Source organism: Paraburkholderia suaedae, assembly GCF_040812055.1.
GTDB lineage: Bacteria > Pseudomonadota > Gammaproteobacteria > Burkholderiales > Burkholderiaceae > Paraburkholderia.
In genome coordinates, this window is record NZ_JBFOAH010000001.1 from 1 (window position 1) to 25781 (window position 25781).

Consider the following 25781-nt stretch of genomic DNA (forward strand, 5'->3'; position numbering starts at 1 on the left):
CGCGGAATCGCTGATCGTGGGCGCGGTGTTCGACCGCAACGGCTTCGCCGGCGTTTATATGAAAAGCGGCAACTGGGGCAAGGTGGTGAGCGGCAACTACTTCTCCAGGAACGGCTGCGGCGGGAATGGCTCGCTGGGCCGCTGGAAGTTTTCGACGCCGTCTCATCCGTCGTATGTGCAGGTGCCGGCCGGGCAGAGCTGTCACATCCAGATCGATTATCAGCAGGGCGCGACGATCGTCGGCAACCGCTTCCGGCCTGGCCGTGACGACGACAACGACGGCTGCGACGGTCCGCAGTTTGTCTATGGCAGTTCGACCACGCCCGGCAGCACGCCGCTCGATGGCATCACGATTCACGGCAATATGGGCGACCGGGCCGGCGATTCGGTCGCCGGCTTCAATAAGGCGTATCCGGGCGGCGGCTCGATTGCCGGCGGCAAGGATACCGACCTGGTCCGCAGTCTCGATCTCGGCGTCGGATTCCATCGCGGCGGCGTGGCCTCGGCGCTGCATTGCGGCGACCAGGCCACTTCGCCGAAAACGTTGCAGGCCACGGTGAACGTGCTGCGCGGCTCGTCCGGCCGCGTGGTGGTGCGCGCAACCACCGAGGCCCATGCGCAACTGGCCGAGATTCTCTTCGCGACCAATGCATCCGATGCCGGATACAGGACAGTAGTCAACAACCTGATTGGCAATGCGGTGAAGAGCGCTGTGCTCGCCGCCAATTCCGCAGACAATCGCTACAACAGGATCGACATTGCTCTGACCGAGCCTGCATTCGTGTCGTATTCTGTTTTTTCAACTTGAGGGACGACCCAAGCGAATGTGCGTGACGAGCAATTGGAAACAGAACCCACTGTGTCGACGAGAAACGTAATCATTGCCCTGTATTCGGTTTACGCGCTCAACTACATGCTCCCATTGGTGACGTTGCCGTATCTGTCACATGTGCTGGGGCCGGCGGGGTTGGGCGTGATCGGCTATGCGCAGTCCATTGCGCAGATTCTGCTGGTGGTGGTCGACTTCGGCTTCGGCATGAGCAGCGCGCGCAAGGTGGCCGTCAATATCGATCAGCCGGCAGTCGTCAACCGCATCTACTGGTCCACGACGATCGGTAGGGCGCTCCTCGCGGTGCTGTGTTCGCTGGTGCTGGTCGCATGGTCGTTCGCGGGCCACATGATGCCGGCCGAACGCGGCGCCACGCTGCTGGCCTTGCTGGTGATCTGGGGCGGCGTCATCACGCCTGCGTGCTTCTACGAGGGATCGCAGCGGCTGCCGGTGCTGGCGGGTACGCTGCTGGTGTCACGAGTCGGCATGCTGATTCCGCTATTCCTGTTCGTGAAGAGTCACGACGACGTGATGCTGGCTGCCGCGTTGCAGTATGCGCCGACCTTCGTTTGCGGCGTGATCCTCACGGTCATGCTGATCTGGAAGCGCGAGATTCTCTTCAACGTCAGGATCGGCTTTTCGGAAGTGCTGGCCGAGGCCAAGGACGCGTATCACATCTTCCTCGGCTCGGCGCTCACGTCCGTGTACATGTACGCGAACGTCATCATGTTGCGGATGATCAGCGGTCCGGGCGCAGTCGGCTACTACGTGGCCGCGGAGCGGCTCACGAATGCGCTGCGCGCGTGTACCGCTCCCGCGATTCAGGCGTTCTTTCCGAAGATCTGCATCGCGTACGAGAATGGCGACCGCGAGTACGTGCACAAGGTCAACCGCGGGTTCATGCTCGCTTTTGCCGCGTCGGCGATCCTGATCCTGGTCGGGTTCTCGGTGCTCGGGGAGTGGTTCGTCGGGCGCTTTCTCGGCGAGGCTTTCGGCGAGACCTTCCGGATTCTGCGCGTTCTGGTGTTCGTACCGGCCATCGTCGGCATGACGACGACGCAGGTGATGCTCACCATCATCGCATCGGGCAACCAGTCCGTGCTGAAGAAAATCTATGTCTACGGCGCGCTGTTTCATCTGGTGCAGGCGCCGGTGTCCATCTATCTGTGGGGCGGCGTCGGCACCGCGTGTTCGGTTGCCGCCACGGAAATGTTCATGCTGATCGGCGTGTGTCGTGTGTCGAACCGTATCAATCGCGGTCAAATCGCGGTGCGCTCGCAGGGCCAGCCGCCGACGCAGCCGATCAAGCCGGAAATGGTAGCCGAAAGGGATTGACCGCGCGGACCCGAGCGGCCCGCGCGTACCGATGACAGCAGGCCGTCGCGCCACACCCCAGCAGTCCGATCGACACCGTATGTCAGACACGTGTTGAGAAGATGAGCGAAAGCAAACCGTCCGATGACGCATCGTTAGTTTTTGAAGTGCTGTCAGAGGCGGCCTCGTTCGTTCGGACAGGTATTTACCTTTACGGCGTGCAGGTGGTCGGAGGTTCAAATCCTCTCGCCCCGACCAACAGAAAATAAGGCTCTCAGGGTTCGGCTCTCAGGGCCTTTTCTCTTATCGGCTGTTTGCGCAAGTGTGCGGCGGACTCGACGCTGCGGCAGCCCCGAGCGCCACAAACCGCTCCAGATGATGATCCTCATCCCCCAGCTGATGATCGATCATCACGAGACGCTTCGCATAGTGAGCAAGCGGCAGCTCCCACGTCATGCCTATCCCGCCGTGCAGCTGGATGCATTCCTCCGCGACCCGCGTGCCGATTCGGCCAATACTGTATTTCGCCGCCGATAGCGCCCGCTCCCGCGACTTGCGCTCGGCACCGAGCGCCGCGGCCGCGTTGATCACCGCCGAGCGCGCCTGCTCGATATCGAGGAGCAGATCGGCCATCCGATGCTGCAGCGCCTGAAAGCTGCCGATCGGAACGCCGAACTGCTTGCGCGTGCGCAGATAGTCGAGCGTGTGGTCCTTCGCGACATCCATCGCGCCGAGCGCTTCGGCGCACAGCGCGAGCACGCCGCAGCCAATCGCGTATTCGAGCGTCGCGAAGCCAACGCCCGCCGTGCCGAGCAATGCGTCGTCGCCGAGCGTCACGTTGTCGAACGCGAGCTCGGCCGCGCGTGCGCCGTCGATCTTGGGGTAGCCCCGCACGCCGACGCCTGGCGCGTCGCGCGGCACCAGAAAGAGCGTCAGGCCTTCTTGCGCATCGTCGGCGCCAGCGGTGCGCGCCGACACCAGAAAGTGCGACGCGTGTTCGCCGTGCTGGACTACCGCTTTGGCGCCGTTCAGTTGCCACCTGTCGCCACTGCGCCGGGCGCGCGTCGTCACGCGCGACAGTTCGTAGTGAGAATCGGGCTCGCCGTGCGCAAGGGCGACCATCCACGAACCGTCGATCAATGCGCTGAGCGTCGCCTTCTGTGCGTGGGTGCCGCTGAGCGCGATCGCGCGGCCGACCATCAGCGTATCGAGAAACGGCTCGACCACCAGAGCGCGCCCGAGGCTTTCGAACACCACTGCGATATCGAAGCCGGCGCCGCCCAAGCCGCCGTCCGCTTCGTCGAACAGTGCGCCGATCGCGCCCAACTCCGCGAAGCGGTTCCATAGCTCGCTGCTGAACCCTTGTGCCGATGACGCGATGCGCTCGCGCGTGGCGAAGCCGTACTGCTCGCTGACGAAACGCCCGAGCGTATCGGCCAGCATGCGGCGGTCTTCGGTGTGCTGAAAATTCATGATGTGCGCCCCTTACAGTCCCAGAATCATTTTGGAAATGATGTTTTTCTGGATCTCGTTCGATCCGCCGAAGATCGACAGCTTGCGGTTGTTGAAGTACTGCGAGGCGGCGCTCGCGGCTTCGTCGGGACCGATGGGTGTTGCTTCGAAGCCGTCATGCAAGGCTTCCTCTACGAACGGCTGCGCATACGGACCCATTGCACGGCGCGTGAGCGACGAGATTTCCTGGCGGATCTCGGTGCCGCGAATCTTCAGCATCGAACTCTCGGCGCCGGGCACGCCGCCGCCCGCGACGGCCGCGATCACACGCAGATTGGTGGTCTTCATGTTCGCGAGGTCGATCTCTACGCGCGCCATGCGTGCTGCGAATGCCGGGTCCTCGGCGAGTGGCTTGCCGTTGCGGCGCTGGTTCGCGGCGATCTGGCGCAGACGATTGAAGGCGGCCACCGAAAAGCCGACGCCCGCGATATTGGTGCGCTCATACGTGAGCAGATATTTGGCGTAGGTCCAGCCCTTGTTCTCTTCGCCGACGAGATTCTCGGCCGGCACGCGTACGTCGGTGAAAAACACTTCGTTGACTTCGTGCTCGCCGTCGAGCGTGATGATCGGACGCACTTCGACGCCCGGTGTCTTCATGTCGATCAGCAGGAAGCTGATGCCTTCCTGCTTGCGCACGTCGGTCGCGGTGCGCACGAGGCAGAAGATCATATTCGCGTAGTGGCCGAGCGTGGTCCACGTCTTCTGCCCGTTGACGAGGTAGTGCTCGCCTTGCGCATCGGTCGCGCGTACCGCGCGGGTCTGGACCGAGGCGAGGTCGGAGCCGGCGCCCGGTTCCGAATAACCCTGGCACCACCAGTCGGAGCCATCGAGAATGCGCGGCAGCCAATGGCGCTTCTGCGCTTCGTTGCCGTACCGGATCAGCACCGGGCCGAGCATGTTGACGCCGAACGGCACCACACGAGGCGCGCCGGCCAGCGCGCATTCGTTTTCGAAAATGAATTTCTGCACTGCGGTCCAGCCCGGGCCGCCGTATTCCCTGGGCCAGTGATTGGCGAGCCAGCCGTGCGCGTTGAGGATCGCGTGCCATTGAGCCATATCGTCGCGCGTGAGACGGCGGCCGCCCTGCACCTTGTCGGCGAGACGCCGTGGGAGCTTATCGTGCAGGAACGCCAGGACGTCGGCGCGAAAGGTTTCTTCTTCGGGGGTGAAGTTCAGGTCCATGGCGGGTGGTTCCATGTTGAAGTGAGCGCGAAGCGGACCGACGCGGGCCATGCGCGAGCGATCCCCATGCGCTACATGATGTGCCGTTTCAGGCCGTCTGGTTCAGGCTCGCGAAATCGGCGCCGCGTTGCACGAGGTCGACCAGCAACGGCGACGCTTGCCAGAACAGCGGGTCCTCTTTGGCGAACTCGCGAATGTCGGCGAGAATCGTCGGCAGGCCGACCGTGTCCGCATATTTCATCGGGCCGCCGCGATAACGCGGAAAGCCGTAGCCGTACAGGAGAGTCACGTCGACATCCAGTGGCCGCAGCGCGATGCCTTCATGCACGACGTTCGCGCCTTCGTTGATCATCGCGGCCATGTAGCGGCGCACGATCTCTTCATCGGTGAACTTGCGCGGCGTGATACCTGCGCGGGCACGCTCGGCGTCGATGATCGCTTCGACTTCCGGGTCCGGCGTGCCGCTTCGAGAACCTTCGGAGTACAGATAAAATCCGCGTCCCGTCTTCTGCCCGAACCAGCCGCGCTCGCACAGGCGGTCGGCAATCTGCACATAGCGTGCCGCGGGGTTGCGCGTGGCCGCGCGCCGCTTGCGCGCGGCCCAGCCGATATCGCCGCCTGCAAGGTCGACCACCTGAAAGGGCCCCATCGGAAAGCCGAAGTCGCGCACTGCGGCGTCGATCTGATACGGCGACGCGCCATCTTCCATCATCGCGTCCGCGGCGCTGCGGTACACGGCCAGCACGCGGTTGCCGATGAAGCCGTCGCATACGCCCGCGCGCACCGGCGTCTTGCGCAGCTTCTTCGCGAGTTCGAACGCGGTGGCGACCACGTCGGCGCCGACCTGCTTGGGCACCACCACTTCGAGCAGCTTCATGACATTGGCGGGCGAGAAGAAGTGCAGGCCGATCACGTCGGCGGGGCGCGAGATGCTGGCGGCGATCGCGTCGATGTCCAGATACGACGTGTTGGTCGCGAGCACCGCGCCCGCTTTGCATACGCGATCCAGCTCGGCGAACACGGCCTGCTTCACGGCGAGGTCTTCGAACACGGCCTCGATCACGAGGTCGGCATCGGCGAGCGCATCGTATGACGTACTGCCGCTCCAGCGCGCCATGAGCTCCGCTTTTTTCTCCGCGCTCAGCCGACCCTTGACGATCAGGCCGTCATAGACCTTTTCGATGTGGGCGCGACCGCGTGCGAGCGACTCATCGTCGCGTTCGATCATCGTCACCGGCAGGCCCGCATCGAGCACCGCGACCGCGATGCCCGCGCCCATCGTGCCGCCGCCCACCACACCGATTGCGTCGAGCGCGCGCGGCTTCGCGCTGCGCGTCTCAGGCGCCTTCAGCACTTCGCGCTCGGCAAAGAACGCGTGGATCAGCCCGGCGCGCTGCGGGCTGTCGATACATTGCAGGAACAGTTCGCGTTCGAGCCGCAGGCCTGCGTCGAACGGCTGTTCGATCGCGGCCTCGACCGCCTCGACGATCTTCAGCGGCGAGAACAGCCCGCGCGACTTCTTCGCGGTCTGCGCGCGCGCCGTTGCAACGGCGGCGAGGTTCGCGGCGCGATTGTCGGCGCTATGGTCGAGCGCGGCTGCGTCGCGCGTGCGGCGCACCGGCGCGTGCCGGGCCAGCAGTTCCTGCGCGTAGGAGAGGCCTTCGGCGAGGATGTCGCCGCTGCTGCCGAGCCGGTCGACGAGGCCGAGCGCCAGCGCCTCTTTTGCGCCGGCGTGCCGGCCACTGAGCATCAGATCGAGCGCCGCGGCCGCGCCGATCAGACGCGGCGTGCGCTGCGTGCCGCCCGCGCCCGGCAGCAGGCCGAGCTGCACTTCGGGCAAGCCGAGCTTCGCGCCGTCGACGGCGATCCGGTAGTGCGCGGCGAGCGCGACCTCCAGGCCGCCGCCGAGCGCCGCGCCGTGAATCGCGGCGACGACCGGTTTGGTGCACGCCTCGATGCGGTTGCACACCTCCGGCAGCGAAGGCGGCACCGGTGGTTTGCCGAATTCGCGAATGTCCGCGCCTGCGATGAAGTTGCGCCCCGCGCCGACGATCAGCACGACCTCGACTGCAGGGTCGGCGTCGGCGGCGTCGATCGCGGCGACGAGGCCGCGCCGAACGTCGGCGGACAGCGCGTTGACCGGCGGGTGATCGATCGTAACGAGCAGCAGTTTGCCGCGCAATTCGCGCGTGACAACGCCGGCCGAAGGATTGAGGGTCATGATGTCGTCTCCTGACTGTTATCGAGGTTCAAGCAAGCGGATCGAAGCGCGGCGCAAGTGAGCGCCAGCATCCGGCGATGTGTGCCGATTGTCGAGCGGTCAAGCTTCGTTGACAATCCCATGGACAGTTGACAGACTGTCAAAATTACTTTGACAGAAGCGCCTGCATGGACGTCAATTCCCTGACCTTGCTGGTCGACATCCTGGACGCCGGCAACCTGAGCGAAGCCGCGCGGCGGCTGAAGATGAGCCGCGCCAACGTGAGCTATCACCTGAATCAGCTGGAGCGCTCCATCGGTCTGCAACTGGTCAGGCGCACCACGCGCCGGGTCGAGGCGACCGAAATCGGTCTACAGCTATACGAGCATGGCCGCACCATCCAGAACGCGCTGCTCGCCGCGAGCGAGTCGGTCGCGATGCTCGGCAAAAGCCTGCAGGGCCGCGTGCGGCTCAGTGTGCCGAGCGGCTACGGCCAGCTCGTGATGTCCGACTGGCTGATCGCGTTCAAGGGGCTTTATCCCGGCATCGTGCTGGACGTGATGTTCGAGAATCGCGTCGAGGACCTGATGCGCGACGAGGTCGATATCGCGGTGCGGGTGATGTCCGAGCCGCCGCAAAATCTCGTCGCGCGCGACATGGGACCGGTGAGTTATGTGGCGTGCGCGTCGCCCGCTTTTGCGCGAACGCACGGAATGCCCGCGAAGCTGGACGACCTGCGCACCGCACCGCTGATCACGGCGGCGGTGGTCGGCAGGCAACTGCGCGTGGCCGCTTATTTGCGCGACGAGCGGCACGAAGTGCTGCTGGAGCCTGCGATCATCTCCGAAAACTTTCTGTTCTTGCGCCAGGCGGTGCTCGCGGGCCTTGGCGTGGGGCTCGTGCCCGACTACGTGGTGCAGGACGATCTGACACGCGGCGACGTGCTCACGGCGCTCGATGAATGGCGGCTCAGCATTTTCGGCACGCACATGTACATGCTCTATATGCCCAACCGGCATCACACGCGTGCGGCCGCGACGTTTATCGAGTTCATCTTGCAGCAGGCGCATGGCGCTGGCCGAAGCGCGGCGGCCTGATGATCGTGCGGGCGAACGTCGAGCGCGATGCTGGATACGGCTTGTCGCGATCATAACGACGCCTGCATCACCCGCCGAACTTGCGCGCAATCGCCGTTGCGATCAACGGGACGCCGACGCGCAACAGCTTGCGCATGCCGTCGTCGCGTCCGACTTTCTCGACGGAGTTTTCGATCATCGTCTGCATCACGTCGGCCGGGTAAAACTCCCGGAACAAAGCGTTGATGCCTGTGCCGGCAAAGAGTTGATGCAGGAACGAACCGGCCGGCGGTCCAATGCGCTTGAACAGTCCCATCCTGGTGAGGCAATGGTTCCGCAGATGCAGTGCGTATGAGTTGGTGCACCACTCCGTACACTCGTCCAGATAGCGCGGCAGAAACACCTTGTAGTAGTCGTCGATACTCACCGGGTAGAACAGGGTTTCGGGCAAGCCCGCATCCATGCCATAGACGGCGGTCAGAAGGCGCGCACCCGTGTCGCTCCGACGGCTGTCAGTCCGCTTCATGGCCTCGATTCGATTCAGCAACTGCTGCAGACGCGGATCTGTCGAGGACAGGCGCAGCAGCGCGGTGCCGAGGCTGTCGGCGGTGCTTCTGCCGATCAGATCGCCAGGGGCATCGAGATCGAGATTGCGCAGCAACAGCATGTCGGTATCGATCCAGATGTCGTCCGTCCTCGTGAACATCGCGAAGCGGAAGTAATCGGAAAAACGCGTGATGGAAGGCACGCCTTTGATCGGGAAATCGTTCAGCGCGTCAGCCGGCAGAATTTCGCGTGCGTCTTTCGCTATCACGCCGGGTGGCAGATCCTTGAGCGGCTCGTAACTGTAGAGCGACACCGCGCTGCCATGCACGGTGAACGAACGCAGACTCGCCACTTCATACGGCGAGAGCTCGGGGCCGTGCCAAAAAGACGCAAATCTTGTCTGGCTCATCGCGTATCCAGGGGGCACTCCGCGTGATGCGCACCGCCGGGCGCATAAGGCAGGCGCAGGCCTGCGGGCACAGCTACCTTTCCGATACTACGCGAGGGGAGGGTTCTCAGCAGACAAAAGGCCGTAATCGCACACGCGTTGGCGCGAAACGATGAAGTGGGGTAGCAAGCGCGGCCTGAAAAAAAGTAGCGAATGTCATACATCGCGAGCTTCAGCGGCGCGCGGTACGATGTTTCTTTGCGCAGCGCCGCGGCCTCGACACGGCGAAGCGTGCAGCGCGGAGTGTACGATCGACCGCAACGGTGCAGGCAGCGTGCGTCGCGCACCAGGACCGCGCAGACCGGACAGCGACACAAAGGAAACGAGATGAACCTCGAAGGCCAGAACTACGATTCGCTCACGGCAAACTTCGCGTGGCGCATTCCTGCGCGCTACAACATCGGCGTCGACGTGTGCGACAAATGGGCCGACGGTTCCGGCCGGCTCGCGCTCATCTACGAAGACGCCGACGGCCGCGACACCCGTTACACGTTCGACCAGTTGAAGACGCTTTCCGGGCGCTTCGCGAATGCGCTGCTGGCAAGCGGCGCGCAACGCGGGGACCGCGTCGGCATCTTCCTGTCCCAATCGATCGAAACGGCCATCGCGCACCTGGCCGCATACAAGGCGGGCATGGTGGCCGTGCCGCTGTTCGCGCTGTTCGGCGTCGATGCGATCGAGCACCGTCTGGGCGACAGCGGCGCTGTTGCGCTGATCACCGATCGCGCGGGCGTCGAGAAAGTCGACGAGATTCGCGCGGCGTTGCCCGAGCTGCGCCATGTTTTCAGCGTCGACGCGCAGCGGGATCATGCGGACCCGGCCGCGCCCGTGCGTTCCTTCTGGCGCGCGCTCGAAAGCGCATCCGCCGACTTCACGCCGGTCGACACCAGCGCGGACGATCCCGCGATCATCATCTATACGTCGGGCACCACCGGCAAACCGAAGGGCGCATTGCACGGCCATCGCGTGCTGCTCGGTCACCTGCCGGGCGTGGAGATTTCGCAGCAGGGGTTTCCTGCTCACGCCACGCTGATATGGACGCCGGCGGACTGGGCGTGGATTGGCGGATTGTTCGACGTACTGCTGCCGGCGTGGCATCACGGCGTCGCCGTGCTCGCGCGCCGCTTTGCGAAGTTCGACGGCGAGGCGGCCTTCGATCTGCTCGCGCGTCACGCGGTCTCGCATGCCTTCCTGCCGCCGACCGCGCTGAAGATGATGCGCGGCGTGGAGCGGCCCGAGCGCTGGACGCTCGCGCTGCGCTCGGTTGCAAGCGGCGGGGAATCGCTCGGCGAGGAATTGATCGGCTGGGGGCGCAAAGCGCTGGGCGTGACGATCAACGAGTTCTATGGGCAAACCGAATGCAACGTCGTCGTGTCGTCGTGTGCGGCGCTGTTCGAGCCGCGTTTCGGTGCGATCGGTCGCGCGGTGCCGGGGCACCGCGTGGCCATCGTCGATGCGCATGGCAACGAACTGCCGGCCGGCGCGATCGGCGACATCGCGGTGGCCGCGCCCGATCCGGTCATGTTCCTCGGCTACTGGCGCAACGAGCCGGCGACGCGCGAAAAATTCCGTGGCCCGTTTCTGGTGACGGGCGATCTCGGCATGCGCGACGCGGACGGCTTCATCCGCTTCGTCGGCCGTGACGACGACGTGATCACGAGCGCGGGCTACCGGATCGGTCCGGCTTCGATCGAAGATTCGCTGCTGCGTCATCCGGCCGTCTCGATGGCCGCGGTGATCGGCGCGCCGGATCGCGAGCGCACGGAAATCGTGATGGCGTTCGTGGTGCTCAAGCCCGGCTTCGTCGGCGACGAAGCGTTGGTACGCGAGATCCAGCAGCATGTCAAAACGCGGCTGGCCGCCCATGAGTATCCGCGCGAGATCCGCTTCGTCGACAACCTGCCGTTGACGGCCACGGGCAAGGTGATCCGCAAGACACTGCGCGAGGAACTCGTGCGCGATCCGAAGGGTGGCGCTGCAAAGCGCTGAATCGCGGCACGGGTGCAACGGGTGCAACGGGTGCGGCGCGCCTCGCATGCTACGATGCTGCGCTGATTGCAAGAGCGTAACGTCGGAGACAGAGATGCGTCCTGAGCATGCCGCCCGTTTCGATCAACAGTTCGCACCTCGTATCGCCGAGGCGATTGCCGCCTGTCTGGCGGCCACCGTGCATACCGAAGTGCTGCCCTACGGCGGCCCGGGTCATCCAACCCGCTTGCGGATTCACGCATCGCCGCTCGACGGTCTGGGCCACTATCCGCATCCGTTGAACCTGTATCTGACCTGGGACAGCGACGAGATCGAGCGGCTAATGGATGCGCAGGGGCAGACGCGCTTCGCCAATTATCTCGGCGCGCTGCCGCGCAAGCTCACGGCGTGGACCCATGCACGGCAACTGGATTTTCTTTCACACACGCAAGCTGAACCGGTGGCGTTGATCGGCGGTCTCGACTTCGAGTCGTGAGCGGTGGTGGGCGCTGGCGTCGACAACCGATAGCGTTCAATGGAGCCCGAGCCCGAGCTCACGCGGCGCGTCGGGCAGACGGCCGCGGCAGTTCGTCCGCACCATCGGCTGCGCGACCGCTGCTCAGCTTCCCAGCGCCGGATCGCTCATGCTGCTCTTGCCGGTCTCCACATGGCCGGCCAGGCGCCGTATAAACGCGGCGTCGGCATCGACCGTGATCGCGAGGTCGTACCAGCCGTGCGCATTGCGCAGGTCGAGGTAGAGCGGTTCGGTATCGCCGCCGCGCACCGAACGTTGGATCACGTTGTCCGGGTCGTAGGCGTTGACGATGGTGAACTGGCAATGCGCGCTGCCGAGGTTTTCCAGCCGACTTGCAGATTGCCGTTCGCCACGTCATAACCTTCCGCAATTTCCGGCCGCGCGATGTCCGGGCCGCTCCACCCGCTGCGTGCCGCCGCCTGGCCTGCGAAACGCCGCAGAAATCCGTTCGGGCCGTGAACGGTGAAGTCATAGCTGCCGTTGGCATTCACCGGCAACTGATCCTGCAGGCTCTTACCGGCTTCCACGGTATAGCTGCGCGGCGCGTCGGTACTCCGTGCGGTGTAGACAAGGAACACCGCGCCGGCGCGGCCCGTGTTGACGAAGCGCATGGTCAATTGTTTCGCGGAGCCCTCGCCGTGCACGCGCACGAAGAGTTCGTATGGCAACGCTCGCGCGGGGCGCACGCCGGCTTCCTGCTTCGGCACCGCCTGCGTGGGCGGCGGCAGCGGCGCGTAGTCCGGATGGCGGTTCCGGTCGGCCGGCACGTAGGCACTGGTACTCGGCAGGCTCGGCCACGTATCGTTCGGAGTGCTGAAGTTGAACGCCGACAGCAGATCGCCGCACACCGCGCGACGCCACGGCGTGATGTTGGATTCGCCCAGGTTGGGGTGCTGGCCGAAACGCTTTTCGATAAAGCGGATCACCGACGTATGGTCGAACAGTTCGGAGCACACATAGCCGCCTTTGGACCACGGCGACACGACCAGCATCGGCACACGCGGTCCGAGGCCGTAGGGGGCCGCGGCCGTTTTCGCGTCGCCCGGATAGATTTCATGGGTGAGCTCGACGGTGGACAGGCCGTTCGTGTTCGAAGCCGCGGCGAACGGCGGCGCGATGTGATCGAAGAAGCCGTCGTTCTCGTCGTAGTTGATCAGCAGCACGGTCTTGCTCCACACATCCGGATTCGCCGTAAGGATCTGCAAGACCTGATCGATGTACCACGCGCCGTAGTTCGCGGGCCAGTTCGGATGCTCGGAATACGCTTCCGGCGCAACGATCCACGACACCTGCGGCAGCGCGTTGTTCTGCACGTCGCGCTTGAGAATGTCGAAGTAGCCATCCCCTTTTGCCGCGTTGGTGCCCGTGCGCGCGTTGTCGTAGAGCGGGTTGCCTGGCTGCGCGTTGCGGTACTGGTTGAAGTAGAGCAGCGAGTTGTCGCCATAATTGCCGATGTACGGATTCTGCGTCCAGCCCCACGACCCATTGCCGTCGAGCCCGTTGCCGATGTCCTGATAGATTTTCCACGTGATGCCCGCGCTCTGCAGCACTTCCGGATAAGTGGACCAGCCGTAGCCGAGTTCCGAATTGTCGATCACCGGGCCGCCGCCGCTGCCGTCGTTGCCGACCCAGCCGCTCCACATGTAGTAGCGGTTTGGGTCCGTCGGACCCATCAGCGAGCAGTGGTACGCGTCGCAGATCGTGAACGCGTCGGCGAGCTGATAGTGAAACGGGATGTCCTCGCGCGTGAAATAGGCCATCGTCGTCGCACCCTTGGCGGGCACCCATTGATCGTTGCGGCCGCCGTTCCACGCTGCATGTGTGCTGCCCCAGTCGTGCGCGAGATCCTGCAGGAACTGCAAGCCCAGGTTAGGCGCGGTGGGGTGAAACGGCAGCACGTAGCCTGGATTGGCGGAATCCGCCGCGAGCGGTTGATACCACACCGGTTTGCCGTTGGGCAGATCGATCGCGCGCGTATCGCCGAAACCGCGCACGCCTTTGAGCGTGCCGAAGTAGTGATCGAAGGAGCGGTTTTCCTGCATTAGCACGACGATGTGTTCGACGTCGGCAAGGGAGCCGGTCCGGGTGTTGGCCGGAATGGCGAGCGCGTTGCGAATGCCGAGCGGCAACATGCTCAGCGCGGTGGCGGAGCTGGCGGCTCGCGCGGCGGAGCGCAGAAAATCGCGGCGATTTTTCGAGGTCATGGTTTTGGCTTACGATCTTCGTTTGACGAACGATACATCGCGCGCGTAACTCAATCCACTGTATGGATCACGGGCGCGGCGAGCGGTGCGGTAGCGGCGGTGGCGAGTGCTGCGCCGGTGTTCGAAGCGGGCAATGCGGGGGTTCGAATAGTCAGCGCGGGCGGCGCAGGTTCGGACTGCGATGGGTTCGCCGATGCGGTTGTGACCACCTTGCCGGGGTCGACAGGATGATCCGGCGAGCTGGGCATGGTGGTGTCCGCCGCGCGGTCGTCGGCAGCATCGTCGCCACATGCAGCGATCAGCGCGCATAGCGAAGCGGCGAGCAACGCGGACGTCAAACGTTTGCGCTGCAACGCGGGAGAGGACTTGCTTACAGGCGTGATGACAACGTCTCCGGCACGGGGATGCGCGCCAGTGCAGTGATGCGCCCAGGTCAGCGATGCCGCAGGATAGTCGCTTACCTGTGTAAGTTTTATGAAGAAACGGAAGACGAAAGGGGCACCGCTCATGCGGGCTCAGGGCGACAGTTCGGACGCGGCGACGGCATGCGCCTTCAGGGTTGACGGGCGGCGCGCTTCCCGGCTGGCTGCTGCTTGTTTCCCGTAGCAGCGTTCACTGGCGCTGCGACGAAACAAAAGCCGCAATCGCATCGTTCAACTTTTCGGGCGCATCCCGATGCGGCGAATGTCCGCAAGCATCGAGCTTGACGAGTTGGGCGTGCGGCACCTGCACGGCGATCGTATCGATCTGCGCCAACGTCCCGTAGTTGTCGTCGTGGCCTTGTATCGCGAGCAACGGCTGGCGGATCGACGCCAGTTCCGCGGTGATCGACCACTGGCTGAACGCGGGGTTCAACCAGATATCGTTCCAGCCGTAAAACGCGGAATCGACGTCGGCATGATAGCGGCTGAGCTTCGCGCGAAAGTCCGTGGTTTCGTACAGCTGCTTCGTCTCGGCAATGCTCTGCACCGAGATATCTTCGACGAACACGTGCGGTGCGATGACCACCGCGCCCGCCAGCGCGTCCGGGCACAGCGCCGCGTACAAGAGCGCGATCGTGCCGCCATCGCTATGGCCAACGACCCACATGCGCCGGCGCTCGCGCGTGTCGATAGCGAGCGCGTCGAGCAGCGCGGGGAGAATGTCGCGCGCCTGGTCCGTCATGAAATGGACGGGCCATTTCACGTGGTGCGCGCGCGGCGTGGACAGTCCATAGCCGGGCCGCGAGTAAACCAGTCCCCGCATGCCGAGCCGCTCGCACAAAGTCTGCGGCCAGTCGCGCCACATTGCGATCGAACCGAGTCCTTCGTGCAGGAACACCACGATCGGCGCATTGGCCGCCGTCGGGTTGAGCCAGCGATACTCGATGCGCAACGGCCCATGCGAAGCCGTAGCCGGCAGTTCAGCGAAACTACTCGCGGTAGGGGTCGCAACGGCGGCAGCGGTGGCAGTGGCGGCGGCAAGGGCGGGCTTCGGCATGAATCACCTTATGACAGTTCGCGCAGTTTGAAGCGTTGAATTTTGCCAGTGGCGGTCTTGGGCAAATCGTCGGTAAAGACGATGTCGCGTGGATACTTGTGCGGCGCGAGCCGTGCCTTGACGAAGGCCTTCAACTCGTCCGCCAGTATCTCAGACGGCGTGAACTCGCGCTTGAGCACCACGAACGCGCGGGTCTTCACGAGGCCGCCATGGTCGACGCCGACCACCGCCGCTTCGAGCACCGCATCGTGCTGCACTAACACCATCTCCACCTCGACGGGCGACACATACTGGCCGCTGACTTTCAGCATGTCGTCGCTGCGGCCCGCGTACACGTAGCAGCCATTGGGCAGCCGCCGATACTTGTCGCCGCTGCGAATCCATTCGCCGAGAAACGTCGCGCGCGACTTCTCGCGATTGCACCAGTACATCAGTGCCGCACTCGGCCCCTTGATATACAGATCGCCGATCTCGCCATCGGGTACCGGATGACCTGCTTCATCGCGCAATTGCACTTCGTAGCCGGGCACCGGACGGCCGGTCGTGCCGTATTCGACTTCGCCGCCGCGATTGGACAGAAAGATATGCAGCATCTCGGTCGAGCCGATACCGTCGAGAATCTCGGCGCCGAAGTGCGCGGTGAAGCGTTCGCCGATTTCCCGCGGCAACGCTTCGCCGGCCGACGCGCAGATGCGCATCGCCACATCGGCCCGCGCGGGCAGGTTGGGCGACACCAGCATGCTCGCGTACAACGTGGGCACGCCGTAGAACACGCTCGGGCGATGCTGCACGAGGCGCTTGAAAATCGCATCGGCGGTAGGGCGCTCCGCCATCAGCACAGCGGTGGCGCCAACCGACAGCGGAAAGGTGAGCGCGTTGCCGAGCCCATATGCAAAGAACAGCTTGGCCGCCGAAAACACCACGTCGCTTTCGACAATGCCCAACACCGCCTTGGCGTACAACTCCGCGGTCCAGTACAGATTCGCGTGCGTATGGACCGTGCCTTTCGGCTTGCCGGTCGAGCCGGACGAATACAGCCAGAACGCGATGTCGTCGCCGTTGCTCCGGTAGCCTTTGACGGCCGGCTCGGCGGCGTCGATCAGGTCTTCGAAACGGGGCGCCGGGGGCCGAGCGTCGGTGAGCGGTTCGGAGACGATCAACTGGCAGCCGTCGTATTCGGCGTTAGCCAGCGCTTCGCTGACGTTCGGCACCAACGCACCCGACGCGATGACGGCGCGCGCATGACTATGCGTGAGCATGTACCTGTAGTCCGCGGCGCTGAGCAACGTATTGGCGACCACCGGCACGACGCCCGCATACAGTGCGCCGAGAAACGCGATCGGCAAGGCGACCGTATCGAGCATCACGAGCAGCACGCGTTCCTCGGGATGCACGCCGAGCGTGCGTAACGCGGTCGCGAAGCGGCGCGCGCGTTGTTCGAGTTCGCCGTAAGTGGTGGTGCCGGCGTCGTCGATATAGGCGATCTTGCCGGCGCGCACTGCATTCAGCTCAAACACATGCGTGGCGAAATTAAAGAGCGGGGGCGGTGGCGCCACCGGCGCGCCGCACTGCGCGGCGGGCGAATTTTCAGCTGTCTCGAGCGGGGATTGCATGTGTCTCCTCCATCGATGGTGGCGATCCGGCTGTTGTGTGCTCGTGATCCGCGCGATGCTTGTGCAGCTTCCCTGCGACCGCTAGGTCGTGGCGGGGTGAGTCATGTGCGTCAAAGTGTCGATCGCCGCCGCCGGCGCCTGGACCGCGCAGCGCCGGTGATAGAACCCGAGCGCGCGCAAGCCGCCGAGCTCTTCGCCACCGCCCGCGCGGCCGGGGCCGCCATGCAGCGACATCGGCATGACGTTGCCGTGCCCGGTGTGACTTTGCTCGACCGATGGCGAGATCGCATGCACGCGTCCGTGCGAGTCGGCGAGTTCGAGCGCGAGCTGGCCGGCATGCGCATCGTCGTTCGAATAGATCGACGCGACGAGCGAGCCCTGGCCGCGTCCTGCGAGTGCGACGGCGTGCGCTTCGGCCAGCGCGTTCGCGCCGACGGCGACGCGATAGGGCGCGACCGTCGCGACAGGACCGAACACTTCCACATCGTGCATCAGCGTTGCGCTGTCCGGATCATTCACGACGAACAGATACGGCGCGACGCACGCCGAGATTGCCGGGTCGGCGTCGATCAGCGGCACAGCCGAGCCGTCGAACGCGAGCAGCGCTTGCTCGCGCAACGCGGCGATGCCGGCCAGCACGTTCTCGAATTGCTCGCGGCTCACGAGCGCGCCCATTCGCACGGCTTCGTTGCGCGGATTGCCGACGCTGATTTTCGCGAGCTTCGTTTTCAGCGCCTCGAGCACGGCCTCGAGCGCTGTTTCCGGCACGAACGCCCGCCGAATTGCCGTGCACTTCTGCCCCGACTTCACCGTCATTTCGCGCACCACTTCCTTGATGAACAGCTCGAACGCGGGGGTGCCGGGCGTCGCATCGGCGCATAGGATCGCGCTGTTCAGACTGTCGGCCTCGACGTTCAGACGCGCGCCGCGCCGCACGAAAGCCGGGTGCGCGCGCAATGTGGCGGCGGTGTGCGCGGAGCCGGTGAACGACACCACGTCGTAGGGCTGAACCTGATCGAGCAGGCCTGCGGAGCTGCCGCAGATCACCGATAGCGCGCCGGCCGGCAGGATGCCCGCGTCGACCACATCGGCGACCATGCGCTGCGTGAGCCATGCGGTGGCCGTGGCGGGCTTCACGATGACCGGCACGCCCGACAGCAATGCGGGCGCCGCCTTTTCCCACAGGCCCCACGACGGAAAGTTGAACGCGTTGATGAAGAGCGCGACGCCGCGTGTCGGCACGAGCACGTGCTGGACGCTGAACGATTGATCCTTGCTGAGCGGCACGGCGTTGCCATCGCGCAGGGCATGCACGTCGCCCAGCGACGCGCCGAGTTTCGCGTAGTACGACAAGGTAAAGATGCCGCCGTCGATATCGACCGCCGAGTCATTGCGCGTCGTGCCGGAGTTCGCGGTGGCAATCGCGTAGTAGTCCTCACGCTTTGACTGCAGCAGCTTGACGATATCGGCGAGGCGCGCCGCGCGTTGCGCGTAGGTCAACGCGCGTAGTGCGGCGCCGCCCTGGTCACGCGCAAAGCCGAAGGCGTGCGGGAGATCGAGGCCTTCGCTGGACACGCGCACGAGCGCTTCGCCCGTCACCGGATCGCTCAGCGTGGTGCCCGCGCCGCTGCCCGCGACCCACTGGCCGGACACATGGTTCTTCAGAAGTTCGGTCATGGTTTTCTCGAATGGACGTGCATCAGGCGGAAGTGAATTCGATCGCGCCTTGTGGCAACAGATACAGCACCAGCGCCTCACCGTTCGCAACGGTCGGGCGATGCGCGGAGCCCGGGCCGTATACGCACCAGCCGGCCGGGTGGCCGTCGAACGTCGCGCCTTCGGTGAGCGGCATGATCAGATCGATCTCGCCGTGCGGATGCACGTGATGCGGACCGGCAATGTCCTGCATGTCGACGACGTCGACGGAAAAGCCGTGCGTTTCGGGCAGTGCCTTGAAGATGCGGCCGTAGCGAATGCCGCCGGCTTCGCGGTTGCACAGCCAGCCTTGCGCGACGCCGCAGCGGCAGGCATCCGCGAGCTCGCGGAAGGTCGCGCCGTCGGCCGGGTAGGTGTCGTTCAGCCAGGCGGCGAGCTGGCCGTCGAGCGGGCGGCCGGCGAGTTGCTCTGTGACGCCCGCAATCAGGCGCTGGAATTCATGTTGGGACATGCGAGCCTCCGGGTCAGCGCGCTCGCGCAGCCAGGGTGCCTCGGCACCCCAATGCATGCGTATTGCCGCGCAGTCTCCATGACGATGCCGAACAAGTTCGGCCGCGTTTGTTATTGGATCGATATTTGGCGAAAATTAACCGTTCACCTGGTGCGTGTCAAGCACTATAGTACATATAACGCAGCTACGAGGTGGTTAAACATGAATCAAAAGTACTCGCCGGCACCGCTGGATGAGGCCGCCGCCGATAGCAGCCGCACGGAGCCCGTGGAGCGCGGCGGCGAACGCGAAGAGCGCGATCCGTTTCTGACCGCGATGGGCGAACGCGTGCGCCTGCTGCGCGCTCGCCGCGGCATGACGCGCAAGACGCTGGCCAGCGAAGCCGGCCTGTCGGAGCGGCATCTGGCCAACCTGGAGTCGGGCGTCGGCAATGCGTCGGTGTTGGTGTTGCGGCAGCTCGCGGGCGCGCTGAACTGTTCGCTCGCCGAAATGATCGGCGACGAGACCACTGTGTCCGCCGAATGGCTGCTGATCCGCGAACTGCTGCAAGGCCGCGATCAGGCCGCGCTGCAGCGCGCGCGCGTGGCGCTCGCCGAGATGTTCGCGCAGGCGCCGCGCGACCCGAATCGCAAGAATAGGATCGCGCTAATCGGTCTGCGCGGCGCCGGCAAATCGACGCTCGGCAGGATGCTGGCGCAGGAGCGCAAGGTGCCGTTCGTCGAACTGACGCGCGTGATCGAGCAGATGGCCGGCTGCCCGCCATCGGAGATCCACTCGCTATATGGAGCGAGCGCTTACCGGCGTTATGAACACCGCGCGCTCGAGGCCGTGATTCGCGAGCATGAGCGCGCGGTGATCGCGTCGCCGGGGGGGCTCGTATCCGAGTCGGCCACCTTCAACGCGCTGCTGTCGCATTGCTTCACCGTGTGGCTGCAAGCTACGCCGGAGGAACATATGCGCCGTGTCGTCGCGCAAGGCGATTTGCGGCCGATGTCGGGCAACAAGGAGGCGATGGACGATCTGAAGCGCATCCTCGCGGGGCGCGGCGAGCTGTACGGCCGCGCGGACATGAACTTCGACACCAGCGAAAAAACGCTCGCCGACGCCTATCTGCAGCTGCGGGACCGGCTCGCCGCGCGCCTCGCGGCGGAGTCGCCGGACGACGTGCCAGTGGGTTGACCTGCGGCGAGCGGTCGGGGTTTACGAGTAAACATGCATTAAAGTGCTTTACATGGCGTGTACAGTGCACTATTGTTCAAAAAACAGATTTTGCATTGTCCAGTCAGGAGACAGCCCATGTCCGCAGCAGAAGCCGCCACCGCGCCGGTCGACTACCGAACCGATCCCTCGCAGTACAAGCACTGGAAGCTGAGCTTCAATGGTCCGGTCGCGACGCTCGGGATCGACATCGCCGAAGACGGCGGCATCCGCGACGGCTACAAGCTCAAGCTCAATTCGTATGATCTCGGCGTCGACATCGAACTGCACGACGCGATACAACGCATCCGTTTCGAGCATCCCGAAGTGAAGACCGTGGTGCTGACGAGCCTCAAGGACCGCGTCTTCTGCTCGGGCGCCAACATCTTCATGCTGGGTCTGTCCACGCACGCGTGGAAGGTCAATTTCTGCAAGTTCACCAACGAAACCCGCAACGGACTGGAAGACTCGTCGCGTCACTCCGGGCTGAAGTTTCTCGCCGCGGTCAACGGCGCGTGCGCAGGCGGCGGTTACGAACTGGCGCTCGCCTGCGACGAAATCTATCTGGTCGACGATCGCTCGTCGTCGGTATCGCTGCCCGAAGTGCCGCTGCTCGGCGTGCTGCCTGGCACTGGCGGCCTGACGCGCGTCACCGACAAGCGCCGCGTGCGGCACGACCGCGCCGACATCTTTTGCACGGTGGTCGAAGGCGTGCGCGGAGAACGCGCGAAAGCGTGGCGACTGGTCGATGAAGTCGTGAAGCCGAACCAGTTCAATCAGGCTATCCAGGCGCGCGCGTTGGAACTCGCCGCGCAGAGCGACCGCCCGGACGACGCGCAAGGCGTGATGCTCACGCGTCTCGAACGCACCGATCGCGCAGACGGGCTGACCTACCCGACGCTCGACGTGACGATCGACCGCGCGAAGCGCGTGGCGACCTTCACCGCCAAAGCCCCGCACGCCGAAACGCCCACGCAGATCGACGCGATCGTTGCGGCGGGCGCGAACTGGTGGCCGCTGCGATTTGCCCGCGAACTCGACGACGCGATACTGTCGATGCGCACCAACGAACTCGAAATCGGCACGTGGGTCTTCAAGACCGAAGGCGACGCCCGCAAGCTGCTCGCCGCCGACGCCACGCTGCTGCAGCACAAGGACCACTGGTTCGTGCGCGAGACGATCGGGTTGCTGCGCCGCACGCTCGCGCGCATCGACGTGTCGTCGCGCTCGTTGTTCGCGCTGATCGAACCGGGCTCGTGCTTCGCGGGCACCTTCGCGGAACTGGCTTTCGCCGCCGACCGCAGTTACATGGCCGCGTTGCCCGAAAACGAGGACGAGGAACCGGCCATCACGCTGTCGGAAGTCAACTTCGGTCTTTATCCGATGGTCACGCAGCAGTCGCGCCTCGCCCGGCGCTTCTATGAAGAGAGCGAGCCGCTCGACGCCGCGCGTTCGCGGATCGGCGAGCCAGTCAAGGCAGTGGAAGCCGAGCGCCTCGGTCTCGTGACCGCGTCGCCCGACGACATCGACTGGGCCGACGAGATCCGCATCGCGCTCGAAGAACGCGCGTCGATGTCGCCGGATGCGTTGACCGGACTCGAAGCGAACCTGCGCTTTAACGGCCCCGAAACGATGGAGACACGCATCTTCGGCCGTCTGACCGCGTGGCAGAACTGGATATTCAACCGGCCCAACGCAGTGGGCGAGAAGGGTGCGCTCAAGGTGTACGGCAAGGGCAGCAAGGCGCAATTCGACGTCTCGCGCGTTTGATGTTCGCCTGAACGTATGCGCGTCGGGTGCGCGTGAAATTGGCCGTGAGGCGCTCGCCTGCACAGCGCACTTCACGCCGGCAACGCGGCCCGACGCAACGCCACTCGCCCGATACGCGCTTCTCACCGTCAGCATTGCAGCTTCCGAACAAGGAACCGACCATGTCAACGATCAACTACAGCGAAAAAATCCCCAACAACGTCAACCTCGCCGACGATCGCACGCTGCAACGCGCGCTCGAACAATGGCAACCGAACTTTCTGTCGTGGTGGGGCGATATGGGCCCGGAAGGCTCGCACGGCTACGATGTTTATCTGCGCACGGCGGTCAGCGTCGATGCGGGCGGCTGGGCGCACTTCGACTACGTGAAGATGCCGGAGTACCGGTGGGGCATTTTCCTCACGCCCGGCGAACAGGACCGCAAAATCCACTTCGGCGAGCACAAGGGCGAAGCGGCATGGCAGGACGTGCCCGGCGAGCATCGCGCGAACCTGCGCCGCATCATCGTCACGCAAGGGGATACGGAGCCGGCGTCGGTCGAACAACAGCGCCACCTCGGGCTGACCGCGCCGTCCATGTACGACCTGCGCAACCTCTTCCAGGTGAATGTCGAAGAGGGGCGCCACCTGTGGGCGATGGTGTATCTGCTGCATCGCTTCTTCGGCCGCGACGGCCGTGAGGAAGCCGAAGCATTGCTCGGGCGCCGCTCGGGCGACGAGGACAATCCGCGCATTCTCGGCGCGTTCAACGAGAAAACGCCCGACTGGCTCGCGTTCTACATGTTCACCTACTTCACCGACCGCGACGGCAAGTTCCAGTTGTCGGCGCTCGCCGAGTCGGGCTTCGACCCGCTGGCGCGCACCACGAGGTTCATGCTGACCGAGGAAGCGCACCATATGTTCGTCGGCGAGTCGGGTGTGTCGCGGGTGATCCAGCGCACCGCCCAGGTGATGAACGAACTCGGCACGGACGACGTCGCGAAGATTCGCGCGGCGGGCGTGATCGATCTGCCGACCATCCAGCGCTATCTGAACTTCCACTACTCGGTGACGATCGACCTGTTCGGCGCCGATCATTCGTCGAACGCGGCGACGTTCTATAGCTCGGGGCTCAAAGGCCGCTACGAAGAGAACAAGCGCGACGACGATCACCAGTTGAACGGCCAGAGCTACAAGCTGCTCGACGTGCAGGACGGCAAGCTGGTCGAGCGCGAAGTGCCGATGCTCAACGCGATGAACGAAGTGCTGCGCGACGACTACATCAAGGATTCGGTGGCGGGCGTGGGGCGCTGGAACAAGGTGCTCGAAAAGGCCGGCATCGACTTTCGCATGACCGTGCCGCATAAAGCGTTCAACCGTCAGATCGGCACTTTCGCCGGCACACGTGTGTCGCCCGATGGCCGCGTGATCAGCGAGACCGAATGGGCCGCCAACGAAGCGAAGTGGCTCGCGTCGCCTGAAGACCGCGCATTCGTTGCGTCGTTGATGGGCCGCGTCGCCGAACCCGGCAAGTTCGCGAACTGGATTGCGCCGCCCGCGATGGGCGTGAATCGTCAACCGGTCGATTTCGAATACGTGCGCTTTAACTGAGCGCACGGGCAGGCGCGTAGCGCGCAACGCGCCGCACACCATGGTGGAGGAAGTGATGAACGGCCCAGTATCGATCGAAGTTCTCAGGCAGCATCTGATCGATCCGGAAATCTGCATTCGCTGCAATACCTGCGAAGAGACTTGCCCGGTCGATGCGATCACGCACGACGACAACAATTACGTGGTCAAGGCGGACGTCTGCAACGGTTGCATGGCGTGCGTGCCGCCGTGCCCGACTGGCGCGATCGACAACTGGCGCACCGTGCTGAAGGCCGACGCGTATACCATCGAAGAGCAGTTCACGTGGGACGTGCTGCCCGAGCAGAACACCATGGCGGTGGCCGCCGCGGACCAGGCGCCGGAGGCGGGCGCGTCGGGCGATACGCCTGCGCACGCAAGCGGAATCGAAGTGGACACGGTGCGCGGCTCGGTCGTGCCGCCGTGGTCGGCCGCCAAGCCTTACGTCAATCTCTATACGCACAAGGCGTCTACCGCCGCGACCGTGGTCGGCAACTACCGGCTCACCGACAGCACGACCAGCAGCGACATTCATCACATCGTGCTGGATTTCGGCTCGATGCCGTTCCCGGTGCTGGAAGGACAGTCGATCGGCATTCTGCCGCCCGGCATCGGCGCCGATGGGCGCGCGCATCATGCGCGCCAGTATTCGGTGGCGAGTCCGCGCGACGGCGAGCGGCCCGGCTACAACAACGTGTCGCTGACGGTCAAGCGGGTGTCGCAGCAACATGGCGATGAGCTCGACGGCGTGTGTTCGAACTACCTGTGCGATCTGAAGAAGGGCGACGTGGTCAACGTGATCGGCCCGTTTGGCGGCACCTTCCTGATGCCGAATCATCCGAACTCGCATCTGTTGATGATCTGCACGGGCACGGGTTCCGCGCCGATGCGCGCGATGACCGAGTATCGCCGCCGGCGTCGTCTGAAAGGCGCGACCGGCAAACTGATGCTGTTCTTCGGCGCGCGGACCAAGGAAGAATTGCCCTATTTTGGACCCCTGACGAATCTGCCGAAAGATTTCATCGATACCAATCTGGCCTTTTCACGCACCCCCGGCCAGGCGAAACGCTACGTGCAGGACGCGATGCGCGAGCGCGCCGCCGATGTCGCGAGCATGCTCAAGGACGACAACACGCACATCTACGTGTGCGGTCTGAAGGGCATGGAAGATGGCGTGCTGCAGGCGCTCAAGGAAATCGGCGAGCAGCATCGAATGGATTGGGACGTGCTGTGGGCAAAGCTCAAGCGCGAAGGGCGGCTGCATCTGGAGACGTACTGAGGTTCGGGCGCCCGCGCAGTTCGCCGGCAACACCGCACAGTCAACCAGGGCCCCGCCAGTCGGCAAGATCCGCGGGGTCTTTTTCCATACCTCAGCGTTGCGGCATTGATCCGTCCTTCTGCCGTGCAGGCGACACCGCACCGCACGCGCGGATAACCAGTTGCACGACTTCCTCGGTGGTTGCGTCGAACGCTTTCTGCGTCATCGCGCGCTTGCCTTTGAGCGCACGGATCTGCGCGTCGAAATCGGCGTAATGCTGGGTAGTCGCCCAGATCATGTACATCAGCGTTTGCGCATCGACCGGCGCGAGCAGGCCGCGCGCAATCCAGTCGTCAATCACCTTCACGCGGCTGTCGAGCCACGGCTTCACGCGCCCTCTCAGAATGTCTTCCATGTGCTCCGCACCGTGGATGATCTCGCTCGCCCACACCTTCGAGCCGAGCGGCCGGCGGCGCGACAACGCCATTTTCGCGCGCACATATCCGCCGATGGCTTCGACCGGGTCGTCACTGCATTCGAACGTGTCGGCCGCTTTGTGCCACTCTTCGAACAGGTCTTCGAGCACGCGCCGGTACAGCGCCAGCTTGGTCGGAAAGTAGTAGTGCACGTTGGCTTTCGGCAAGCCTGCACGCTCGGCGATCATCGCGGTGCTCGCGCCGTCGAGTCCGCGTTCGGCAAAAACCGCCTCGGCGCACGCCAGCAGATGCGCTTCGTTCGATTCGCGAATGTGCGCCTTGCGCCGCCGCAAAGGCGCGCGGGTCGGGTCGTTATCCGTGATGCCGGCCGCCACGTCGTCGTCTCTCATGTTTGCCTTCGGCGGCATCTGCGCCGCGTCGCGCTTCATTCTAGTCGGTT

Annotated in this window: 18 protein-coding genes and 2 pseudogenes; 9 read left to right on the plus strand and 11 right to left on the minus strand. The window is 64.5% G+C overall.

The genetic code is table 11. The annotated features are described in order from the left end of the window. Both ABQJ48_RS00005 and ABQJ48_RS00010 read left to right on the plus strand, forming a co-directional pair. Positions 1 to 808, plus strand: a pseudogene (locus ABQJ48_RS00005) (hypothetical protein); the annotation flags it as partial. 51 nt (positions 809 to 859) lie between these two features. Further along, entirely contained in the window at positions 860 to 2164 is a 1305-nt protein-coding gene (locus ABQJ48_RS00010) for an oligosaccharide flippase family protein (RefSeq protein WP_367835113.1), read from the plus strand. A 282-nt stretch (positions 2165 to 2446) separates the two neighbouring features. Here the strand turns inward: ABQJ48_RS00010 and ABQJ48_RS00015 are convergent, their stop codons facing one another. The 3 genes from ABQJ48_RS00015 to ABQJ48_RS00025 all read right to left on the minus strand — a co-directional run bounded on the left by ABQJ48_RS00015 (position 2447) and on the right by ABQJ48_RS00025 (position 7058). Continuing rightward, positions 2447 to 3616: an acyl-CoA dehydrogenase family protein gene (locus ABQJ48_RS00015; RefSeq protein WP_367835114.1), complete on the minus strand. Its 1170-nt coding sequence runs from the start codon at positions 3614 to 3616 to the stop codon at positions 2447 to 2449. 12 nt (positions 3617 to 3628) lie between these two features. Next, positions 3629 to 4837 carry an acyl-CoA dehydrogenase family protein gene (locus ABQJ48_RS00020; RefSeq protein ID WP_367835115.1) on the minus strand — a complete coding sequence of 403 codons (1209 nt, stop codon included), beginning with the start codon at positions 4835 to 4837 and terminating at the stop codon, positions 3629 to 3631. Positions 4838 to 4925: 88 nt separating this feature from the next. Next, complete coding sequence (locus tag ABQJ48_RS00025; protein ID WP_367835116.1) at positions 4926 to 7058, minus strand: 3-hydroxyacyl-CoA dehydrogenase NAD-binding domain-containing protein; 2133 nt, start codon at positions 7056 to 7058, stop codon at positions 4926 to 4928. Between the two features lie 167 nt (positions 7059 to 7225). Here ABQJ48_RS00025 and ABQJ48_RS00030 point away from each other — a divergent pair, with 167 nt between their 5' ends. Further along, the gene (locus ABQJ48_RS00030; protein ID WP_367835117.1) at positions 7226 to 8134 is read left to right on the plus strand and encodes a LysR family transcriptional regulator; all 909 of its coding nucleotides are present in this window, start codon (positions 7226 to 7228) and stop codon (positions 8132 to 8134) included. Between the two features lie 67 nt (positions 8135 to 8201). On the opposite strand, the gene ABQJ48_RS00035 is transcribed toward ABQJ48_RS00030, so the two are convergent. Next, the gene (locus ABQJ48_RS00035; protein WP_367835119.1) at positions 8202 to 9068 is read right to left on the minus strand and encodes a hypothetical protein; all 867 of its coding nucleotides are present in this window, start codon (positions 9066 to 9068) and stop codon (positions 8202 to 8204) included. Between the two features lie 366 nt (positions 9069 to 9434). On the opposite strand from ABQJ48_RS00035, the gene ABQJ48_RS00040 reads away from it, so the two are divergent. Both ABQJ48_RS00040 and ABQJ48_RS00045 read left to right on the plus strand, forming a co-directional pair. After that, complete coding sequence (locus ABQJ48_RS00040) at positions 9435 to 11096, plus strand: acyl-CoA synthetase (RefSeq protein WP_367835121.1); 1662 nt, start codon at positions 9435 to 9437, stop codon at positions 11094 to 11096. A gap of 94 nt (positions 11097 to 11190) precedes the next feature. Continuing rightward, on the plus strand, positions 11191 to 11571 hold the full coding sequence (locus ABQJ48_RS00045) for a DUF5594 family protein (protein ID WP_367835123.1): 381 nt from the start codon (positions 11191 to 11193) through the stop codon (positions 11569 to 11571). 123 nt (positions 11572 to 11694) lie between these two features. Here ABQJ48_RS00045 and ABQJ48_RS00050 read toward each other — a convergent pair. The 6 genes and pseudogenes from ABQJ48_RS00050 to ABQJ48_RS00075 form a co-directional block, all read right to left on the minus strand. Then, positions 11695 to 13814 (minus strand): annotated as a pseudogene (locus tag ABQJ48_RS00050) (phosphocholine-specific phospholipase C). Positions 13815 to 13864: 50 nt separating this feature from the next. Further along, positions 13865 to 14323, minus strand: coding sequence for a hypothetical protein (locus ABQJ48_RS00055; protein ID WP_367835124.1), 459 nt, complete (start codon positions 14321 to 14323; stop codon positions 13865 to 13867). A gap of 103 nt (positions 14324 to 14426) precedes the next feature. Then, entirely contained in the window at positions 14427 to 15293 is an 867-nt protein-coding gene (locus ABQJ48_RS00060; protein WP_367835126.1) for an alpha/beta fold hydrolase, read from the minus strand. Positions 15294 to 15301: 8 nt separating this feature from the next. Then, positions 15302 to 16906 carry a benzoate-CoA ligase family protein gene (locus ABQJ48_RS00065; RefSeq protein ID WP_367835127.1) on the minus strand — a complete coding sequence of 535 codons (1605 nt, stop codon included), beginning with the start codon at positions 16904 to 16906 and terminating at the stop codon, positions 15302 to 15304. A gap of 81 nt (positions 16907 to 16987) precedes the next feature. Next, entirely contained in the window at positions 16988 to 18583 is a 1596-nt protein-coding gene (locus ABQJ48_RS00070; protein WP_367835128.1) for a 3,4-dehydroadipyl-CoA semialdehyde dehydrogenase, read from the minus strand. 22 nt (positions 18584 to 18605) lie between these two features. After that, a complete protein-coding gene (locus ABQJ48_RS00075; RefSeq protein ID WP_367835130.1) occupies positions 18606 to 19073 on the minus strand; it encodes a DUF4863 family protein in 468 nt (155 codons plus the stop codon). 201 nt (positions 19074 to 19274) lie between these two features. Here ABQJ48_RS00075 and ABQJ48_RS00080 point away from each other — a divergent pair, with 201 nt between their 5' ends. The 4 genes from ABQJ48_RS00080 (at position 19275) to boxA (ending at position 24926) form a co-directional block, all read left to right on the plus strand. Then, positions 19275 to 20252, plus strand: a complete 978-nt coding sequence (locus ABQJ48_RS00080; RefSeq protein WP_367835131.1) for a helix-turn-helix transcriptional regulator — start codon at positions 19275 to 19277, stop codon at positions 20250 to 20252. A gap of 117 nt (positions 20253 to 20369) precedes the next feature. Beyond that, positions 20370 to 22040: a 2,3-epoxybenzoyl-CoA dihydrolase gene (gene boxC, locus ABQJ48_RS00085; protein ID WP_367835133.1), complete on the plus strand. Its 1671-nt coding sequence runs from the start codon at positions 20370 to 20372 to the stop codon at positions 22038 to 22040. A 161-nt stretch (positions 22041 to 22201) separates the two neighbouring features. Further along, complete coding sequence (boxB, locus tag ABQJ48_RS00090) at positions 22202 to 23629, plus strand: benzoyl-CoA 2,3-epoxidase subunit BoxB (RefSeq protein ID WP_367835134.1); 1428 nt, start codon at positions 22202 to 22204, stop codon at positions 23627 to 23629. A 55-nt stretch (positions 23630 to 23684) separates the two neighbouring features. Then, the gene (boxA, locus tag ABQJ48_RS00095) at positions 23685 to 24926 is read left to right on the plus strand and encodes a benzoyl-CoA 2,3-epoxidase subunit BoxA (RefSeq protein WP_367835136.1); all 1242 of its coding nucleotides are present in this window, start codon (positions 23685 to 23687) and stop codon (positions 24924 to 24926) included. Between the two features lie 91 nt (positions 24927 to 25017). On the opposite strand, the gene ABQJ48_RS00100 is transcribed toward boxA, so the two are convergent. Beyond that, positions 25018 to 25770: a TetR/AcrR family transcriptional regulator gene (locus ABQJ48_RS00100; protein WP_367835138.1), complete on the minus strand. Its 753-nt coding sequence runs from the start codon at positions 25768 to 25770 to the stop codon at positions 25018 to 25020. Positions 25771 to 25781 lie beyond the last annotated feature (11 nt).

What these genes read in the sequence shown, in the direction of transcription:
- ABQJ48_RS00060 (WP_367835126.1), bottom strand. Translation starts at nt 15,293, where the DNA reads ATGCCGAAGCCCGCCCTTGCCGCCGCCACTGCCACCGCTGCCGCCGTT.
- ABQJ48_RS00080 (WP_367835131.1), top strand. Translation starts at nt 19,275, where the DNA reads ATGAATCAAAAGTACTCGCCGGCACCGCTGGATGAGGCCGCCGCCGAT.
- boxA (WP_367835136.1), top strand. Translation starts at nt 23,685, where the DNA reads ATGAACGGCCCAGTATCGATCGAAGTTCTCAGGCAGCATCTGATCGAT.
- ABQJ48_RS00055 (WP_367835124.1), bottom strand. Translation starts at nt 14,323, where the DNA reads ATGAGCGGTGCCCCTTTCGTCTTCCGTTTCTTCATAAAACTTACACAG.
- ABQJ48_RS00100 (WP_367835138.1), bottom strand. Translation starts at nt 25,770, where the DNA reads ATGAAGCGCGACGCGGCGCAGATGCCGCCGAAGGCAAACATGAGAGAC.
- ABQJ48_RS00030 (WP_367835117.1), top strand. Translation starts at nt 7,226, where the DNA reads ATGGACGTCAATTCCCTGACCTTGCTGGTCGACATCCTGGACGCCGGC.
- ABQJ48_RS00075 (WP_367835130.1), bottom strand. Translation starts at nt 19,073, where the DNA reads ATGTCCCAACATGAATTCCAGCGCCTGATTGCGGGCGTCACAGAGCAA.
- ABQJ48_RS00045 (WP_367835123.1), top strand. Translation starts at nt 11,191, where the DNA reads ATGCGTCCTGAGCATGCCGCCCGTTTCGATCAACAGTTCGCACCTCGT.
- ABQJ48_RS00025 (WP_367835116.1), bottom strand. Translation starts at nt 7,058, where the DNA reads ATGACCCTCAATCCTTCGGCCGGCGTTGTCACGCGCGAATTGCGCGGC.
- ABQJ48_RS00035 (WP_367835119.1), bottom strand. Translation starts at nt 9,068, where the DNA reads ATGAGCCAGACAAGATTTGCGTCTTTTTGGCACGGCCCCGAGCTCTCG.
- ABQJ48_RS00065 (WP_367835127.1), bottom strand. Translation starts at nt 16,906, where the DNA reads ATGCAATCCCCGCTCGAGACAGCTGAAAATTCGCCCGCCGCGCAGTGC.
- boxB (WP_367835134.1), top strand. Translation starts at nt 22,202, where the DNA reads ATGTCAACGATCAACTACAGCGAAAAAATCCCCAACAACGTCAACCTC.
- ABQJ48_RS00015 (WP_367835114.1), bottom strand. Translation starts at nt 3,616, where the DNA reads ATGAATTTTCAGCACACCGAAGACCGCCGCATGCTGGCCGATACGCTC.
- ABQJ48_RS00040 (WP_367835121.1), top strand. Translation starts at nt 9,435, where the DNA reads ATGAACCTCGAAGGCCAGAACTACGATTCGCTCACGGCAAACTTCGCG.
- ABQJ48_RS00070 (WP_367835128.1), bottom strand. Translation starts at nt 18,583, where the DNA reads ATGACCGAACTTCTGAAGAACCATGTGTCCGGCCAGTGGGTCGCGGGC.
- ABQJ48_RS00020 (WP_367835115.1), bottom strand. Translation starts at nt 4,837, where the DNA reads ATGGACCTGAACTTCACCCCCGAAGAAGAAACCTTTCGCGCCGACGTC.
- boxC (WP_367835133.1), top strand. Translation starts at nt 20,370, where the DNA reads ATGTCCGCAGCAGAAGCCGCCACCGCGCCGGTCGACTACCGAACCGAT.